General features: G+C 75.8%; 18 protein-coding genes. 8 read left to right on the forward strand and 10 right to left on the reverse strand.

Going from position 1 to position 15,656, the window contains the following annotated elements:
* Window positions 1-25: 25 nt before the first annotated feature.
* The 5 genes from ligA to ACFPK1_RS24770 form a co-directional block, all read right to left on the reverse strand.
* Window positions 26-2,176: an NAD-dependent DNA ligase LigA gene (ligA, locus tag ACFPK1_RS24750; RefSeq protein WP_378023616.1), complete on the reverse strand. Its 2,151-nt coding sequence runs from the start codon at window positions 2,174-2,176 to the stop codon at window positions 26-28.
* Between the two features lie 10 nt (window positions 2,177-2,186).
* Window positions 2,187-2,516 carry a hypothetical protein gene (locus ACFPK1_RS24755; protein ID WP_378023617.1) on the reverse strand — a complete coding sequence of 110 codons (330 nt, stop codon included), beginning with the start codon at window positions 2,514-2,516 and terminating at the stop codon, window positions 2,187-2,189.
* A 514-nt stretch (window positions 2,517-3,030) separates the two neighbouring features.
* Window positions 3,031-3,978 (reverse strand): NAD(P)-dependent oxidoreductase, encoded by a 948-nt coding sequence (locus ACFPK1_RS24760; RefSeq protein WP_378023618.1) that lies wholly within the window; start codon window positions 3,976-3,978, stop codon window positions 3,031-3,033.
* Window positions 3,979-4,001: 23 nt separating this feature from the next.
* Window positions 4,002-5,075: a uroporphyrinogen decarboxylase/cobalamine-independent methonine synthase family protein gene (locus tag ACFPK1_RS24765; protein ID WP_378023619.1), complete on the reverse strand. Its 1,074-nt coding sequence runs from the start codon at window positions 5,073-5,075 to the stop codon at window positions 4,002-4,004.
* Between the two features lie 164 nt (window positions 5,076-5,239).
* Window positions 5,240-6,019: an ArsR/SmtB family transcription factor gene (locus tag ACFPK1_RS24770; RefSeq protein WP_378023620.1), complete on the reverse strand. Its 780-nt coding sequence runs from the start codon at window positions 6,017-6,019 to the stop codon at window positions 5,240-5,242.
* A gap of 140 nt (window positions 6,020-6,159) precedes the next feature.
* Between ACFPK1_RS24770 and ACFPK1_RS24775 the strand changes: the two genes are divergently transcribed.
* Entirely contained in the window at window positions 6,160-7,020 is an 861-nt protein-coding gene (locus ACFPK1_RS24775) for a 3-methyladenine DNA glycosylase (RefSeq protein ID WP_378023621.1), read from the forward strand.
* Here the strand turns inward: ACFPK1_RS24775 and ACFPK1_RS24780 are convergent.
* The 3 genes from ACFPK1_RS24780 to mrf all read right to left on the reverse strand — a co-directional run bounded on the left by ACFPK1_RS24780 (window position 7,003) and on the right by mrf (window position 9,580).
* Window positions 7,003-7,869 carry an EamA family transporter gene (locus tag ACFPK1_RS24780; RefSeq protein WP_378023622.1) on the reverse strand — a complete coding sequence of 289 codons (867 nt, stop codon included), beginning with the start codon at window positions 7,867-7,869 and terminating at the stop codon, window positions 7,003-7,005. The two genes, ACFPK1_RS24775 and ACFPK1_RS24780, sit on opposite strands and share 18 nt — an antisense overlap.
* Before the next feature lie 77 nt (window positions 7,870-7,946).
* A complete protein-coding gene (locus tag ACFPK1_RS24785; RefSeq protein ID WP_378023623.1) occupies window positions 7,947-8,306 on the reverse strand; it encodes a hypothetical protein in 360 nt (119 codons plus the stop codon).
* On the reverse strand, window positions 8,303-9,580 hold the full coding sequence (mrf, locus tag ACFPK1_RS24790) for a ribosome hibernation factor-recruiting GTPase MRF (protein ID WP_378023624.1): 1,278 nt from the start codon (window positions 9,578-9,580) through the stop codon (window positions 8,303-8,305). The genes ACFPK1_RS24785 and mrf overlap by 4 nt, the downstream gene beginning before the upstream one ends.
* A 59-nt stretch (window positions 9,581-9,639) precedes the next feature.
* Between mrf and rpmG the strand changes: the two genes are divergently transcribed.
* Genes rpmG through ykgO form a run of 5 tightly spaced genes read left to right on the forward strand, consistent with a single transcriptional unit; the run spans window position 9,640 to window position 10,717 of the window.
* Window positions 9,640-9,804, forward strand: a complete 165-nt coding sequence (gene rpmG / locus ACFPK1_RS24795; protein WP_337712131.1) for a 50S ribosomal protein L33 — start codon at window positions 9,640-9,642, stop codon at window positions 9,802-9,804.
* Window positions 9,801-10,037, forward strand: a complete 237-nt coding sequence (gene rpsR, locus ACFPK1_RS24800) for a 30S ribosomal protein S18 (protein WP_378023625.1) — start codon at window positions 9,801-9,803, stop codon at window positions 10,035-10,037. The genes rpmG and rpsR overlap by 4 nt, the downstream gene beginning before the upstream one ends.
* Window positions 10,034-10,276, forward strand: a complete 243-nt coding sequence (gene rpmB, locus ACFPK1_RS24805) for a 50S ribosomal protein L28 (protein ID WP_378023626.1) — start codon at window positions 10,034-10,036, stop codon at window positions 10,274-10,276. Before rpsR ends, rpmB begins: the two co-directional genes overlap by 4 nt.
* A gap of 1 nt (window position 10,277) precedes the next feature.
* Window positions 10,278-10,583, forward strand: coding sequence for a 30S ribosomal protein S14 (gene rpsN, locus ACFPK1_RS24810; RefSeq protein ID WP_378023627.1), 306 nt, complete (start codon window positions 10,278-10,280; stop codon window positions 10,581-10,583).
* An 11-nt stretch (window positions 10,584-10,594) separates the two neighbouring features.
* The gene (ykgO, locus tag ACFPK1_RS24815; RefSeq protein WP_378023703.1) at window positions 10,595-10,717 is read left to right on the forward strand and encodes a type B 50S ribosomal protein L36; all 123 of its coding nucleotides are present in this window, start codon (window positions 10,595-10,597) and stop codon (window positions 10,715-10,717) included.
* Here ykgO and ACFPK1_RS24820 read toward each other — a convergent pair.
* A complete protein-coding gene (locus ACFPK1_RS24820) occupies window positions 10,708-10,998 on the reverse strand; it encodes a hypothetical protein (protein ID WP_378023628.1) in 291 nt (96 codons plus the stop codon). The genes ykgO and ACFPK1_RS24820 overlap by 10 nt on opposite strands.
* Complete coding sequence (locus ACFPK1_RS24825; protein WP_378023629.1) at window positions 10,995-11,540, reverse strand: PadR family transcriptional regulator; 546 nt, start codon at window positions 11,538-11,540, stop codon at window positions 10,995-10,997. Before ACFPK1_RS24825 ends, ACFPK1_RS24820 begins: the two co-directional genes overlap by 4 nt.
* A gap of 97 nt (window positions 11,541-11,637) precedes the next feature.
* Here ACFPK1_RS24825 and ACFPK1_RS24830 point away from each other — a divergent pair, with 97 nt between their 5' ends.
* Together ACFPK1_RS24830 and ACFPK1_RS24835 are read left to right on the forward strand one after the other, a co-directional pair.
* Window positions 11,638-13,239, forward strand: a complete 1,602-nt coding sequence (locus ACFPK1_RS24830; protein WP_378023630.1) for a class I adenylate-forming enzyme family protein — start codon at window positions 11,638-11,640, stop codon at window positions 13,237-13,239.
* A complete protein-coding gene (locus ACFPK1_RS24835) occupies window positions 13,236-15,605 on the forward strand; it encodes a xanthine dehydrogenase family protein molybdopterin-binding subunit (RefSeq protein ID WP_378023631.1) in 2,370 nt (789 codons plus the stop codon). The genes ACFPK1_RS24830 and ACFPK1_RS24835 overlap by 4 nt, the downstream gene beginning before the upstream one ends.
* Window positions 15,606-15,656 lie beyond the last annotated feature (51 nt).

The following is a 15,656-nucleotide window of genomic DNA, read 5'->3' on the forward strand; positions in this document are numbered from 1 at the left end:
AGCCGGGAGGACGGCAGAGCGCGGGTCAGCTCTCCCCGGTCGAGGAGTCCGCGGCGGGGTCCGCGGCGGACTCGGCGGCCGGATCGACGGCCGCCGCCCGGGCCGCCTCGGGGCCGTCGGCGAGCAGCACGCGGAAGCCGTCCTCGTCGAGGATCGGGACCTTCGCCGCCACCGCCTTGTCGTACTTCGAGCCCGGCTCGTCACCCACGACGAGGAACGCCGTCTTCTTGGACACCGAGCCCGCCGCGCGCCCGCCGCGGGCGAGGATGGCCTCCTTCGCCTCGTCGCGGGAGAACGTCGGGAGCGAGCCGGTGACGACGATCGACAGGCCCTCGAGGGTGCGGGGCACCGACTCGTCGGCCTCCTCGGCGAGCACCACCCCCGCCGAGCGCCACTTCTCGACGACCTCGCGGTGCCAGTCGACCGAGAACCACTCCCGCACCGCGTGCGCGATGGTGGGCCCGACCCCGTCGACCGCCGCCAGCTCCTCCTCGCCGGCCGCGTCGATGGCGTCGACCGACCGGAAGTGGCGCGCCAGCGCCTGGGCGGCCGTCGGCCCGACGTGGCGGATCGAGAGCCCGACGAGCACCTTCCACAGCGGGCGCTGCTTGGCGGTGTCGAGGTTGGTGAGCAGCTTGCGCCCGTTGGCCGAGACGTTGCCCGCCTTGGTGCGGAAGAGGTCGACCTGGATGAGGTCGTCCTCGGTGAGCCGGAAGACGTCGCCCTCGTCGGCCACCACCCCGGCGTCGAGCAGCGCGGTGGCGGCCTCGTAGCCGAGCACCTCGATGTCGAACGCGCCCCGGCCCGCGACGTGGAACAGGCGCTCCCGCAGCTGCGCGGGGCAGGACCGGGCGTTGGGGCAGCGCAGGTCCTTGTCGCCCTCGCGCATCTGGCGCAGCTCGGTGCCGCACTCGGGGCAGTGGGTGGGCATGACGAACGCGTGCTCGTCGCCGGTGCGCGCCTCGACCACCGGCCCGAGCACCTCGGGGATGACGTCACCGGCCTTGCGGATGATCACCCGGTCGCCGATGAGCACGCCCTTGCGCTCGACCTCGCCGGCGTTGTGCAGCGTCGCGAGCGAGACCGTCGAGCCCGCGACGAGCACCGGGTCCATCTCGGCGAACGGGGTGACGCGCCCGGTGCGCCCGACGTTGACGCTGATGTTGCGCAGCGTCGTGGTGGCCTGCTCGGGCGGGTACTTGTAGGCGATCGCCCACCGCGGCGCCCGCGACGTCGAACCCAGTCGGCGCTGCAGCGCGACGTCGTCGACCTTGACGACCACGCCGTCGATCTCGTGCTCGGCGTCGTGGCGGTGCTCACCCCAGTAGCGCACGTGGTCGATCACCGCGTCGACGCCGTGGAGCACGCGCGTGTGCGTCGACACCGGCAGGCCCCAGGCGGCCAGGGCGTCGTAGGCCTGGGACTGGCGCTCGGGGGTGAAGCCGCGGCGCCGGCCCAGCCCGTGGCAGATCAGCCGCAGCGGGCGCGTGGCCGTCACCCGCGGGTCCTTCTGGCGCAGCGAGCCCGCCGCGGAGTTGCGCGGGTTGGCGAACGGCTGCTTGCCCGCCGCGACGAGCCCGGCGTTGAGCTCCTCGAAGTCGGCGAGACGGAAGAACACCTCGCCGCGGACCTCCATGAGCTCGGGCACCGGGAACTCGTCGGTGCCCGTCAGCTCGGTGGGCACGTCGGCGAGCGTGCGCATGTTGAGCGTGATGTCCTCGCCCGTGCGGCCGTCGCCGCGGGTGAGCGCGCGCGTGAGGTGGCCGTTCTCGTAGAGCAGGTTCACCGCGAGCCCGTCGATCTTGAGCTCGCAGAGGTAGAGCAGCTCCTCGGTGGGGAAGTCGAGCTCGCGCTGCACGCGCAGCACCCACTCGCGCAGCTCCTCGGGCGCGAACGCGTTGTCGAGCGAGAGCATGCGCTCGAGGTGGTCGACCGCGACGAAGTCGGTGGAGAACCCGCCCCCGACCCGCTGCGTCGGCGACGCCGGCGTGACCAGCGACGGGTGCTCCTCCTCGAGGCGCTGCAGCTCGCCGAACAGCTCGTCGAACTCGCCGTCGGTGACGATCGGGGCGTCGAGCACGTAGTAGCGGAACTGGTGGTCGGCCACGACCTCGGACAGCTCGCGGTGGCGCTGTGCCGCGTCGGTGGGCACGTCGGTGTGTTCCGTGCTGGTCACGGGCCCGAGATTAGCCGCGCACCCCGACAGTGAACCGTGACTCGACCGTGTCGGGGCCCGGCGGCGGTGCGGCGCGGAACGGGATCGAGCACGCGAGCGTGAGCACGGCGAAGCAGGAGAACAGCAGGACGGTCGCGACGAGGCCCTCCGGGCGCAGGAGCTCGCGGAGGTCGCCGAGCAGCGCCACGATGACGAGGAAGGCCACGACCGGGACGACCGTGGCCGACCACGCCCACCGGCGTCGGCGCGGCGTCCCCCGCCCGGCGAGCGCCCACCCGCCCGCCATCGCCGGCAGCACGAGCAGCAGCGCGGACGGGTCGATGGCGAAGATCAGGGGCACGAGGGGTCAGGCGGCGGCCCGGGCGGCCCTGGCGGCGGCGGTGCTCGGCGTACCCGAGCATCCCGCCGACGACCGCGCTGGTGAGCAGGATGAAGCCGAACGTGCCGAGCCAGGAGACGACCGACTCCGGTCCGGCCACCGCGGCCATGAAGCCCCGCAGGGCGGCGCCCCACGCGATCCCGCACACGACGCCGGCGAGCACCAGCCGCGGTCCCGGACGCGGGTCGCGCCGGACGGCCGCGACGACGGCGAGGGCCGCGACCGCGAGCAGGGACACGACCAGCACCGCGTGCCACGCGCCGCGCGGGCTGTCGAGGGCGAGGTCGCGGCGGGCGACGGCCGTGACCGCCACGGGCAGGGCGGCGACCCAGGCGAGCGCGCAGACCGCGCCGGGGAGCGCCAACGATCGGGGCATGGTCGCCTCCCCGGGAAGCATCCACCGTGGTGCACACGGAGAGTACTCGTGATCGGCCGTTCGGGGAGGGGATTCTTGGCCTCGACGCTTCGGCGGTGACTAGCCGTGTCGACCGAGGTGGCGCTCCACCGACGCGACGAAGCCCCGCGCGATGCCGGCGTAGGAGGTCTCGGTGACGCCGCCGACGTGCGGGGTGACCGCGACGTTCTCGGCCAGCAGCGGGTCGTCGACCTCGATCGGCTCGACCCAGGTGACGTCGAGCCCGGCCCCGGCGAGCCGCCCGTCGCGCAGGGCGGCGAGCAGGGCGTCCTTGTCGACGACCCCGCCGCGGGCGACGTTGACGACGTGGCCGCCGGGGCGCAGGGCGTCGAGCGCGGCGGTGCCGACGATCCCGCGCGTCTCCGGGGTCAGCGGGCAGGCCACGACGAGGTCGTCGCAGCGGGCCAGCGCGGCGGGCAGGTCGTCGGCGCGGTGGTAGTGGGCGTCGTCGAGCAGCTCGGCGGCCCGCGGCGTCTCGACCCGCGGGCGGCGCCCGATCCCGACCGGCTCGGCGCCGAAGGCCCGCAGGCGCACGATCACCTCGGCGCCGATGTCGCCGACGCCGAGCACGCCGACGGTGCGTCCGGCGAGGGTCCGCCCGGAGGGCGCGCCCACCACGCTCTTCCCGACGTTGGCCCGGGCCTCCTCGAAGCGGCGCAGCAGGGCGAGCAGGTGGAGCAGGGCGACCTCGGCGACGGCGACCGCGTTGCCGGACTCGGCCCCCGAGACGTTGTCGACCGGGAGGCCCCGCGCGGCGGCCGCGTCGAGGTCGACCCCGGACAGCCCGACGCCGAACTGCTGGATCATGCGCGGCGTCGTGGCGTCCATGAGCGCGCCCGAGATCGTGCTGCCCATCGGGCAGAGGACGTCGACGTGCGGCAGGCCGCCGTCCGGGACCTCGACGGGCATGTCGAGGATCTCGACACCGGTCCAGCCGACCGCGTCGAACGCCGTCTCGAGGGCCCCGCGCAGGGCGGCGAACCCACCGCCCACCAGTCCGATCCGCACGCTCCTATCGGATCACCGGGGCGTCACCAGCCCTCCGGCGGGTCGGCGAAGGCGCGGGCCAGCTCGACGCTCGTGCCGGTCGCCCGCCGCGCCCACCCCGGGCTCGCGCCGGCGAGGCCGCAGGTCGGGGTGACGACGGCGCGGTCGGCGAGGCGGGCGCGGTCGAAGCCGAGGCGGTCGGCGAGGTCGAGGGCCGGTTGGGCGAGCGTGCGGAGCTCCGGCTTCGTCGTCGGATCGGTCGAGGGGACGACGCCGAGCCAGAGTTCGGTGCCCGCCTCCCAGAGCTCGCCGAGGGCGTCGAGGACGTCCTTGGGTGCGTCCGCGCCGCCGAGCGCGGTGAGGTCGACGGCGACGGCGTCGGGGCGCGTCGCCCCGATCAGCGCGAGCGGCGGGGTGGGGTGGCAGCAGTGGACGGCGACGCTCGCGGCGCCGGCGTCGCGGGCGGCCCGGACGGTCTGCTCGAGGAGCGCGCGGGCGTCGGCACCGGGGACCGCGCCGACCGTGCCGTAGCCCGAGGGGGTCCGCAGCGAGCCCTCGAGCACGGCGGGCAGCGTCGGCTCGTCGATCTGGACGACGACGGGCGCCCCGGTGCGCCGGGCCAGCTCGGCGACGTGGGTGCGCAGGCCCTCGCCGAGGCTGGCGGCGAACTCCGCGAGCGCCCCGCGGTCGGTGAGCACGCGGTGCCCCGACCGCAGCTCGACCCCGGCGGCGAGCGTCCACGGGCCCGCGACCTGGCACTTCACCGCCGGCGGCTGGGCTCCCACCTCCCCCAGGGCCTCGTCGAGCGCGTCCACGTCGCGGGCGAGCAGCTCCTCGGCGCGCCGGTGCTCCCCGCCCGGGCGGCGCGCCACGCGCCAGCCCGACGGCCACACCTCGACGGCGATGTCGACGAGCAGCGCGGCGGTGCGCCCGATCATGTCGGCGCCGGCCCCGCGTGCGGGCAGCTCGGGCACGTACGGGAGCCCGGGCACCTCGCCGACGATCGTGCGGGCGGCCTCGCGCCCGTCGGTGCCGGGCCACGATCCGAGCCCCGTGGCCCGGTCGCCGGGCTGGGGCTCGCGGGCTTCCGGATCCACCGACGCGCTCGTCTCGCTCACGGGACCAGGATCCACCGGGGAGGTCGGGGGGCGCGCCGCGGGGTTCCGAGCGAGGGGCACCTTCGGTCGATTGACGGGCGAGGGGGCGGGCAGCTCGTGATCACGAGCACCTCATCGACCCCGGCGCGCCGGCGGACGTGCACCACGTGCTCGTGATCCCCCGGTCAGGCCCGCGAGAGGCCCACCGCGGGCGGCGGCCAGCCCACGCCGAGGCGGTCGGCGAGCCCGGCGACGCCCGCGTCGGTCACCCTCAGCGCGCGGTGCCCGGGCGACGGGCGCAGCCAGCCGTCCGCGTCGAACCGCGCGAGCAGCGCCGCGGCCAGCGGGCCCGAGAGGTGGTGGCGCTGCTCGGTCCAGTCGACGCAGCACCGCACGGCGGCCAGTCCGTCCGGCACGCGCACCCCGAGGCCGGCGAAGCCGGCCCGGCCCGCGTCGGTGAGGTGGTACGCCCCGTCCTCGGCGACGTAGCCGGGCAGTTGGTGGCCGTGGCGCTCGGTGGGGTCGACGCTCCCGTCGGAGCCGGCGATCCAGCCGCGGTCGCGCAGCGCGTCGGTGACGGCGACGCCGAGACGCCCGGCGAGGTGGTCGTAGCAGCGCCGCGCCAGCCGCAGCGCGTGCGCCCGCGTGCCCTCGCGCAGCGACCGGACCGGGCGGGCCGGTGCGATCCGGCCGAGCACCTCGACCAGCCGCGCGACGTCCGGCCCGGCGAGGCGGTAGTAGCGGTAGCGGCCGGTCGCGACGACCTCGGTGAGCCCCCGCTCGGTCAGCCGGCCCAGGTGCCCGCTCGCCGTGGACGGGGCGACGCCGGCCTCGGACGCCAGGATGCTGGCCGGCAGCGCGCGGCCGTCGGCGAGCGCCAGCAGCATGCGGCAGCGGGCGCGGTCGGCGAGCAGCTCGCCCACGGCGGCCATGTCGACGTCGCCCCCGACGGTCTCCGGTGCCATGGCCCCGACGGTAGGAGCGCGACGCTGCGGCGTGCGCCGAATCGTCGAACGGCGTGCTCCTCACCCGTTCGAGCGTGTGGCGCTACGGACACTCAACGTCTGCGATGGCCCACCGCTGACACATCCCGCGCGCTGGCAGCATGGGCCGGGTGGAGGTGCTGGCGAGCGAGGTGTGGCGCGCGCGGGCCGCGGCGCACGCCGAGCGCGCGGACGCGCTGACCGCCGGGCACCGGGCGCGCAAGGCCCGCGGCGAGGCGCACCCCGTCGAGGACTTCCTCTACACCTACTACCCCACCCGCCCCAGCCGGTTGCGGCGCTGGCACCCCGGTGCCGGGGTCCTCCTCGAGGGCGCCGACGAGCGCGCGGGCTGGCGCCACTACGTCCGCGACGAGCACGGCGTCCGCGTCGACCACGCGAGCCTGCGCACCGAGCGGGACGCGACCGTCACCTTCGTCGCCGGCCTGCTCCGGGCCACCGCGCGGCGCCCCGCCCAGCTCGGCTGCTTCGGGCTGCACGAGTGGGCGATGGTCTACCGCGACGACGACACCCGCCACCCCGTGCCCCTGCGCCTCGGGGCCGCCGGCACCGACGAGGTCGTCGAGTCCCACCGCATCCGCTGCTCGCACTTCGACGCCTACCGGTTCTTCACCGACGCCGCCGCGCCCCGCAACACCGTCACGCCGACCCGCGCCCGCCAGGCCGAGCTCGAACAGCCCGGCTGCCTGCACGCGGGCATGGATCTCTACAAGTGGGCGGACAAGCTCGGGCCGCTCGTGCCCGGCGAGCTGCTGCTGGACACGTTCGCGCTGGCCCACGACATCCGGGTGCTCGACATGCGCGCCTCGCCCTACGACCTCGCCGACCTCGGCTACGCGCCGGTGCGCATCGAGACCGCCGAGGGCAAGGCCGCCTACGCCGACGCCCAGCGAGGATTCGCGGAGCGCGGCGCCGACCTACGGGAACGGCTCCTGGCGACGCTCGGCTCACTCGAGAGGGCGTGAGGTCCGCACCGCCCCGATGCTCGCCGCGACCACCAGCGCGATCGCGAGTGCCGAGACCACGGTGACCTCCTGGCCGAGCACGACGAAGCCGGCGGTCGCGGCGATCGCCGGCGCGAGGCTCATCAGCACCGAGAAGGTCGAGGTCGGCATCCGGCGCAGCGCGAGCAGCTCCAGGCTGTAGGGCACGAGCGACGACAGCAGCGCCACCGCGAACCCCCACCCGAGCACGACGGGGTCGACCATCGCCGCGCCGCCCGACACCACGCCGAACGGGACCGTGAGCACCGCGCCGACGGTCATCGCCAGCGCCAGGCCGTCGAGTCGCTCGAAGCGCCCGCCGGCGTGCCGGGACGCGAGGATGTACGCCGCCCACATCGTCGCCGCGCCCAGCGCGAACAGCGCGCCGGTCAGCGTCAGCCCGGTCAGGCCCGCGCGGCCGAGCAGCGCCACCCCGGCGAGCGCGAGCCCCGCCCACAGCCAGCTCGACGCCCGGCGCGACGCGGCGACCGAGAGCACGAGCGGGCCGAGCACCTCGAGCGTCACGGCGGCACCGAGCGGGATGCGCGCGATCGCCTCGTAGATCAGCGTGTTCATGCCCGCGAGCGCCACGCCGAAGACGACGACGCTCGCCCAGTCGCGCCGCCCGAGACGCCGGACCCGCGGCCGGCAGACCACCAGCAGCACCAGCGCCGCGAACGCCAGCCGCAGCGACACCGCGCCGACCGGGCCGACGCGCGCGAACAGCCCCGTGGCCGCGGTGGCCCCGAACTGCACGGAGAACTGGCCGACCAGCACCATCACCACCGCGTCGAGCCGCGTGCGGGTCGCCGGGGAGCGCACCTCCGTCACGCCGGAGACGCTGTCACGGCAGGTCACGGAGCGGTCAAGGGGAGCACGCCGATAGGGGAGCTGGCCCATCGAGTCCGTCAGCCGGCGCGCAGATGTCCCGGCGGCGGGTGCTCGACGCCGCCGGCGAGCCAGGCGCACAGGTCGTCGACGTCGGCGGCCTCGTGCAGCGGGCCGGCGACGACGGCGGGGCCGGTGGGCGCCCGGTCGTGGTCGCAGGGCTGGACGAGCACGAGCGCCCCGGCGCCGTGGGGCGCGGTGCCCTGCCCGCACGCGGAGGTCGTCAGGCACGGGGCGCTGACGAGCACGCCGTGCGGGCACCGGCGGACGGTGCCGCGCAGCGCCTCGCCGACCTCCTCGCGCCCGGGGGCGGGGCGCTGGTGGTGCGGGCAGGCCGCGGTGCCGCAGTAGACGGCGGTGAAGCCGACGGTGCCGGTCACCGCTCCCCCTCGCGCCGGCCCGACGACTCGACACCCGTGCCGGGCAGGTCGTCGCACGGGTCGACGTGCCGCTGCTCGAACGGGTCGGGGAACCGGCGCCACGCCGCCTCCCCGCGGGCGAGCTCGGCGTCGGTGAGCAGGGCCGCGTCCAGCGCCTCGACGATCCCGGCCGGGTCGGCGTCGTGGACGAGCACCACGAGCTGCTGCTCGCGGTCGCCGAACCGGTCGTCCCACCGCAGCGCCGCGGCCGCGCGGCGCTCGTCGCCGACCTCGTCCCACTCGTCGGCACCGGCCGCGAGCCACGTGCCGGCGAACCCGACCTGCAGGGCACCGCCCGCGGACTCGAGCCACAGCACGTGCTCGGGCTGCGAGGCGACCCACACCCGCCCGCGCGCCCGGATCGTGCCGTGCAGCAGCACGTCGACCGCGGCGTGCAGGCGCTCGGGGTGGAACGGCCGGCGGTGCCCGACGTGCAGCAGCGAGACCCCGGCGTCGCGCGACAGCGGGGGCTGGCCCCGCAGCAGCGGCGCGTGGGCGTCCTCGGGGACGCCGCGGCGCGCGTCGGGCCCGAGGCCGGCGAGCCGGGTGACGACGTCCGCGCCCAGCTCGACCGCGATCTCCGGCGCGCCCCCGGGCGGGTCGGCCACCGTGAGGCGCTCCGCGCGCGGGGCGAGGCGGTCGAGGACGGCCTCGAGGCGCACGCGGTCCCAGGGGGTCGCGCAGCGCCCGGCGACGACGAGGACGTCGGCGAACTCGGCCTGCGCCACCACCATCTGTGCGACGGTGCGCTCGTCGTCCGCGGTGAGCCCGAGGCCGCGCTCGACGAGCGCGTCGTCGCTGCCCGCGTCGTCGAGCCAGGTCTCCGCGTCGATCACACCGACGACGCCGCGCAGCGCGAGCACCCCGGTGACGGGACCGTCGGCGCCCTCGGGCACGAGTGTGTGCAGCGCCTCCGCCGCCGCCTCGGGCTCCATGCCCGGGTCGAGCAGCAGGACGACGTGCCGCACCGCCGGGTCGCGGGCCAGGCGCAGCAGCAGGGGCAGCAGGTCCTCCCGCAGCGTGCAGGCCACACAGCCGTGCGCGAGCTCGAGCACCGTGTCGGCCGCGCCGTCGTCGTCGACCACCCGCCGGTGCACGACGCCCTCGCCCAGTCCGCGCAGGTCGTGGGCGACGAGCACCCCGTGCCGCCCCCGCAGTGACGCCGCCGTGGCGGCCGCGGTGGCGCGGTCGGCGCCGCACACCAGCGTCAGTCCGGTCTCCGGACCCTCGGGCATAGCGCTCCCTTCGATGGCGTTACTGTGAACGATAATCATTCTCAACAACGAGGGGAAGCATGGCCCGCAACGACATCCGCCCGATCGTCAAGCTGCGCTCGACCGCCGGGACCGGCACGACCTACGTGACCCGCAAGAACCGCCGCAACGACCCCGACCGCCTCGTGCTGCGCAAGTATGACGCCCGCGTGGGGCGTCACGTCGACTTCCGCGAGGAGCGATGAGCCGCGCCCCGCGCCCGCCCCGGCGCCGCAAGCCGAACCCGCTGCGCGACGTCGAGACCGTCGACTGGTCGGACGTGTCGGTGCTGCGCACCTTCGTCTCCGATCGCGGGAAGATCCGGTCGCGGCGCGTCACCGGGCTGACCGGACAGCAGCAGCGCCGGGTCGCGACGGCGATCAGGACCGCGCGCGAGATGGCGCTGCTGCCGTACTCCTCCAGCCCGGGGAAGGGATGACGATGGGGCGACGCTGCCAGGTCACCGGACGCTCCCCCGGCGTCGGGCGGAACGTCTCGCACTCGCACGTCCGCACCCCGCGCCGGTTCGGGGTCAACGTGCAGGACCGCCGCTACTGGGCGCCGAGCCTCGGCCGGTACGTCCGGCTGCGGCTGTCCGCCAAGGGGATCAAGGTCGTGGACCGCGACGGCGTCGATGCCGTCGTGGCCCGCCTGCGCGCCGCCGGGGAGAGGATCTGAGATGGCGAAGACGTCGAAGATCGCCGCGAACGACCGCCGGCGGGAGACCGTCGCCCGGTACGCCGCCCGCCGCGCCGAGCTGACCGCGCTGATCAAGCACCCCGCCACCTCCGAGGACGCCCGTGCGGCGGCGCAGCGCGAGCTGCGCGCCCAGCCGCGGGACGCCAGCGCGACGCGCGTCCGCAACCGCGACGCCGTCGACGGGCGCCCGCGGGGCCACCTGCGCGCGTTCGGGCTCTCGCGGGTGCGGCTGCGCGAGTACGTGCACGCCGGCTACCTGCCGGGCGTGCGGAAGAGCAGCTGGTGAAGGGAGCACCGATGAAGGTCCGCGCCTCGCTGAAGGCCCTGAAGCAGAAGCCGGGATCGAGCGTCGTGCGCCGGCACGGCAAGGTCCTGGTGATCAACAAGCGGAACCCGCGCTGGAAGGCCCGTCAGGCCTGATCAGGTGGCGTGTCGGTGACCCGCAGCAGCAGGGCGACGAAGGCGTCGGCGTGCAGCCGCCCGCCGCTGCGGGGCACCTCGCCCCGGCGTTCGTCGTCGGCGACGAGCTCGTCGGCGACCCGCTGCATGGCCCGCACGAGGGGGTCGACGAGCTCGGGCGGCACCTCGCCCAGCAGCTCGAGCGAGCCGTCGTCGCGCCGTTGCGTGGACAGGTGCGCGAGCGCCCGGCGCAGCACCCGGCGCGGCTCGCCGGCCACGAGGTCGTCGTCGCGTGCGGTCACGCGGACTCCTCCTCGGTCACCTCGTCGAGCAGCGCCGACCAGAACCGCAGCGCGGCGTGCTCCATCTCCAGCCCCAGGCGCAGGGTGATCATGCGCTTGGCGACGGCGTCGAGGTCGGCGTAGCGGGCCTGCATGTCCTCGTAGACCGCGATCCGCTCGCGGTGCGCGGCCACCTGCTCGCGGGCGAGCCGCGCGACGTCGCCCTGCTCGCCGACCTCGTTGAAGAACAGCTTGAGCTCGGCGATGTCGCGCATCTGGAAGTGCTCGGGCGTCGGCTCGGCGAGCCAGGCCTTGAGCTCGCCGAGCCCCTGGTCGGTGAGCCGGTAGGTCCGCCGGCGCCGGCCCTCCTCCTCGGTCTCCGCCTCCAGCAGCCCGAGCTCGGCCAGGCGCTGCGGCTCCGAGTACAGCTGCGCGTGCGGGAAGTGCCAGAAGTAGCCGATGGAGCGCCCGACCGCCCGCTTGAGGTCGTACGACGTCGACGGTCCGCGCAGCGCGATCGTGCCGAGCACGACGTAGGAGGTCGGGGAGAGCCGGTCGGCCACGACCACGGAGCGTACCGACCCTTGCCACCCCGCGATACGTCCCATACCGTCCGAAACAGATGGTATGCGTCGGAGCATGATCAGGAGGCGGGGTCCCGTGGATCTGGCGACGGTCTGGGCGTGGGCGGTCGAGCGCTTCCCGACGCGGCGTGCCGTCGGCGGCCCGCGCCCGATGACCTACGCCGAGTGGGACGCCCGCACCGCCCGCCTGGCCCACGCCCTGCTCGCGCTCGGGGTCCGTCGCGGCGACCGCGTCGCCCTCGTGCTGCACGGCGGCGAGCCGGCGGCGTCGCTGCACCTCGCCGCCCAGCGGATCGGCGCCGTGGCCACCCCGCTCTCCCCGCGCTTCGGGCCGCCCGAGCTCGCGCACTGCCTCGCCGACGCCGCGCCCGCGCTGGTCGTCAGCGAGCCCGCGACCGGGGAGGCGACCGCGGCGGCCCTGGGCGACGAGCGCATCCGCCCGGTCGCGCACCTCGACCTCGAGCAGGTCGAGCGCCAGGCCCTCCGCCAGCCCGATTCCGCGCCGTCCGACCCGCCGACCGCCGACGACATCAGCGTCATGCTCTACACGTCGGGCACCACGGGCCGGCCCAAGGGCGTGCCGCGCACCCACCGCGCCGAGCACGCCGCGGCCGTCGCGCACCTCGTGCAGACCGGCGGGCGCCCCGGCGACGTCGTGCTCGGGGTGATGCCGCTGTTCCACACCATGGGCGTGCGCACCCTGCTCGGCACGATCGTCGCGGGCGGGACGTGGGTGCCCCAGGCGCGCTTCGACGCCGCGGAGGCCGCCGAGCTGATCGCGCGCGAGCGGGTCACGTCGCTCTACCTCGTGCCGACGATGTACTGGTCGCTGCTGCGCGAGGCCGACCCCGCCGCGCTCGTCGGGGTGCGCCGGCTCGCCTACGCCGGCGCGCCGATGGCGCCGGCGCTGGCCGAGCGCCTGGTCGACGCCGTGGCGCCGGAGGCGTTCGTCAACCACTTCGGCTCGACCGAGATCTACACGTTCACGATCGGCCCGGACGTCGCGGCGAAGCCGGGCTGCGCGGGGCGCGCGGGGGTGTTCAGCCGGGTGCGGCTCGTCGACCCCTCCCCCGGCGCGGGTCCCGACGACCAGGTCGCGCCCGGTGAGCAGGGCCAGGTGGCGGTGTCGATGGCGAGCCCCGAGGCGTTCGCCGGCTACTGGCTGCGCCCGGACGCGACCGCGAAGGCCGTGCGGGACGGCTGGTACTTCACCGGCGACCTCGCGGTGGCCGACGACGACGGCGACCTCTGGGTGGCCGGCCGCGTCGACGACATGATCAACACGGGCGGCGAGAACGTGTACCCCGACGAGATCGAGGCCGCGCTCGTGCGGTGCCCGGCGGTCGCCGACGTGGTCGTGGTGGGGCTGCCCGACGAGCGCTGGGGACAGGCCGTGACCGCGTTCGTGGTGCCCGCCGCCGGCGTCGGCCCCGACGACGCCGTCGTGGCCGCGGACGCCTGGGCGCGCGAGACGCTCCCCTCGCTGCGGCGCCCGAAGCGCGTGATCGCGGTCGACGCGGTGCCGCGCTCCGCGGTCGGCAAGACGCTGCGCCGGGTGCTCGTCGGCGGCGACTACACCGCACTCGCGGACACGGGCGCCGGGATCCCGAGCGAAGGGCACCTTCGCTCGGATAGATCGAGCGAAGGTGCCCCTCGGTCAGATCGGGCGGCACGGTGACCTGGACCCCGTCGCGCGACGAGGACGCGGCGCTCGTGGCCGGCGCCGGGCGCTTCGTCGACGACCTCGACCCGCTGCCCGGCACGCTCGTCGCCGCCGTCGTGCGCAGCCCGCACCCGCACGCTCGGATCCGCGGCGTCGACCTCGAGCGCGCCCGCGCCCACCCCGGCGTCGCCGCGGTGATCGGCCCGGACGAGGTGCGCGCGGCCGTGCGCCCGTTCCCGCTCTCCACCTCCACGCCGATGCCCTACCTGCCCTCGGCGGTCGACGTCGCGCGCTACGTCGGCGAGCCCGTCGCCGTGGTCGTCGCGGGCGACCGCTACGTCGCCGAGGACGCCGCCGAGCTCGTCGAGGTCGACTACGAGCCGCTGGACGTCGTCGTCGACACCCGCGCGGCGCTGGAGCCCGGGGCGGTCCTGCTGCACCCGGAGGCCGGCACGAACGTCGCCACCGACCGCAGCTTCGCGTTCGGCCCGGTCGACGAGGCGTTCGCCCGGGCCGACCACGTCGTGCGCGGCGAGTACACGTTCCCGCGCTACTCGTCGGTGCCGATGGAGTGCTACGGGGTGGTGGCGCACTGGGGCGTCGAGGACGTCGAGGTGTGGGCGAACTTCCACGGCCCGTTCACGATGGTCCCGGTGGCCGCGGGCGCGCTGGGCGTGCCGGTGTCGCGGTTCCGGCTGCACGTGCCCGCCGACATCGGCGGCAGCTTCGGGATCAAGTCGGGCATCTACCCCTACGTCGTGCTGATGGCGCTGGCCTCGAAGCACGCCGGGCGCCCGGTGCGCTGGACCGAGGACCGCGTCGAGCACCTGCTGGCGAGCTCGTCGGGGGCAGGGCGGGCGATGGGGTTCGAGGCCGCCGTGTCGCAGGACGGGGCGGTCGAGGCCCTGCGCGTCGACCTCGTCGACGACGTCGGCGCCTACCTGCGCCCGCCCGAGCCGAGCACGCTCTACCGCTGCTTCGGCAACATCACCGGCGCCTACGACGTGCCCGCGGTCGCGATCCGCGCCCGCGCCGTCGTCACCAACCGCGCGCCGACCGGACTGAACCGGGGCTTCGGCGGCCAGCAGCTCTACTTCGGGCTCGAACGGCTCGTGGACGCCGTCGCCGCGCGCGCCGGGCTCGACGTGGCCGAGGTGCGCCGTCGCAACCTCGTGCGCTCGTTCCCGCACCGCACCCCGACCGGCGGGCTCTACGACTCCGGCGACTACCCCGCCGCCCTGGACCTGCTGCTGGCCAAGGGCGGGTACGACGAGCTGCGCGCCCGCCAGGCGGCGGCGCGGGCCGAGGGCGCGTACTACGGGGTCGGGCTGGCCCTGGTCGTCGACCCGTCGGGCACCAACATCGGCTACGTCGGGCTGGCGACGCCCGCGGCGGAGCGCAAGCCGGGCCGCGACAAGTCGGGGTCGACCGAGATCGTGCGCGCGTCGGTGGACCTGCAGGGCGTGGTGACGGTGCTGCTGGGCTCGGTGCCGCAGGGGCAGGGGCACGCGACGGTGGCGCGCCGGGTGGCGGCGGACCGGCTGGGGCTGCCCGTGGAGCAGGTGCGCGTGGTGGTCGACATGGACACCGCCTCGACGCCGTGGACGGTGACCTCGGGGAGCTACTCGTCGCGCTTCGCGCCGCTGGTGACGAGCGCGGTGGTGGCGGCGGTCGACCGGCTGGCCGAGACGGTGCGCGCGGGGGCGTCGGTGCTGCTGGGCGCGGACGCCGCCGGGCTGGAGCTGGCGGACGGGAGCGTCCGGGACCCGGTCTCGGGCCGGGAGTGCCTGTTCCGGCACGCGGCCGGGGTCGTGCACTGGGACCCGGGCGCGCTGCCGGCGGGCGCCCCGGCCCGGCTGGCGACCGAGGGCGAGTTCGTGCCGCCCGAGGCCGTCGCGGCCACCGCGGAGGACCGGATCAACTCCTCGCTCTGCTACGGCTTCGTCGCCGAGATGGTCGGGGTGCGCATCGACCCGGACACGCTGGTGGTGACGCTGGACCGGGTGGCGACCGTCCACGACGCCGGCACGGTGCTCGACCCGGTGCTCATCGAGGGGCAGGTGCTCGGGGCACTCGTGCACGGGCTGGGCGGCGCGGCCTACAAGGAGTTCCGCTACTCCCCGGCGGGCCAGCCGACCTCGGCGACGTTCCTCGACTACCTCTGTCCCACCAGCGCCGAGACCGCGTTCGACCTGGTCTCCGACCACGTGTCGTCGCCGTCGCCGCTCACACCGCTCGGCGCCAAGGGGTGCGGCGAGGGCAGCTCGATGAGCCTGCCCGTCGCCTACGCCAACGCCGTCGCCGACGCCCTGGCACCGGCCGGCGTCCCGATCGACTCCCTGCCCCTGCACGGCTCCGTGATCCACGACCTCCTCATGTGAGCGAAATTCCCGGCTATAGCCGGGAATTTCGCTCACATACCGACGACGAAG

The sequence above is a fragment of the Actinomycetospora rhizophila genome (assembly GCF_042657905.1).
Lineage (GTDB): Bacteria > Actinomycetota > Actinomycetes > Mycobacteriales > Pseudonocardiaceae > Actinomycetospora > Actinomycetospora rhizophila.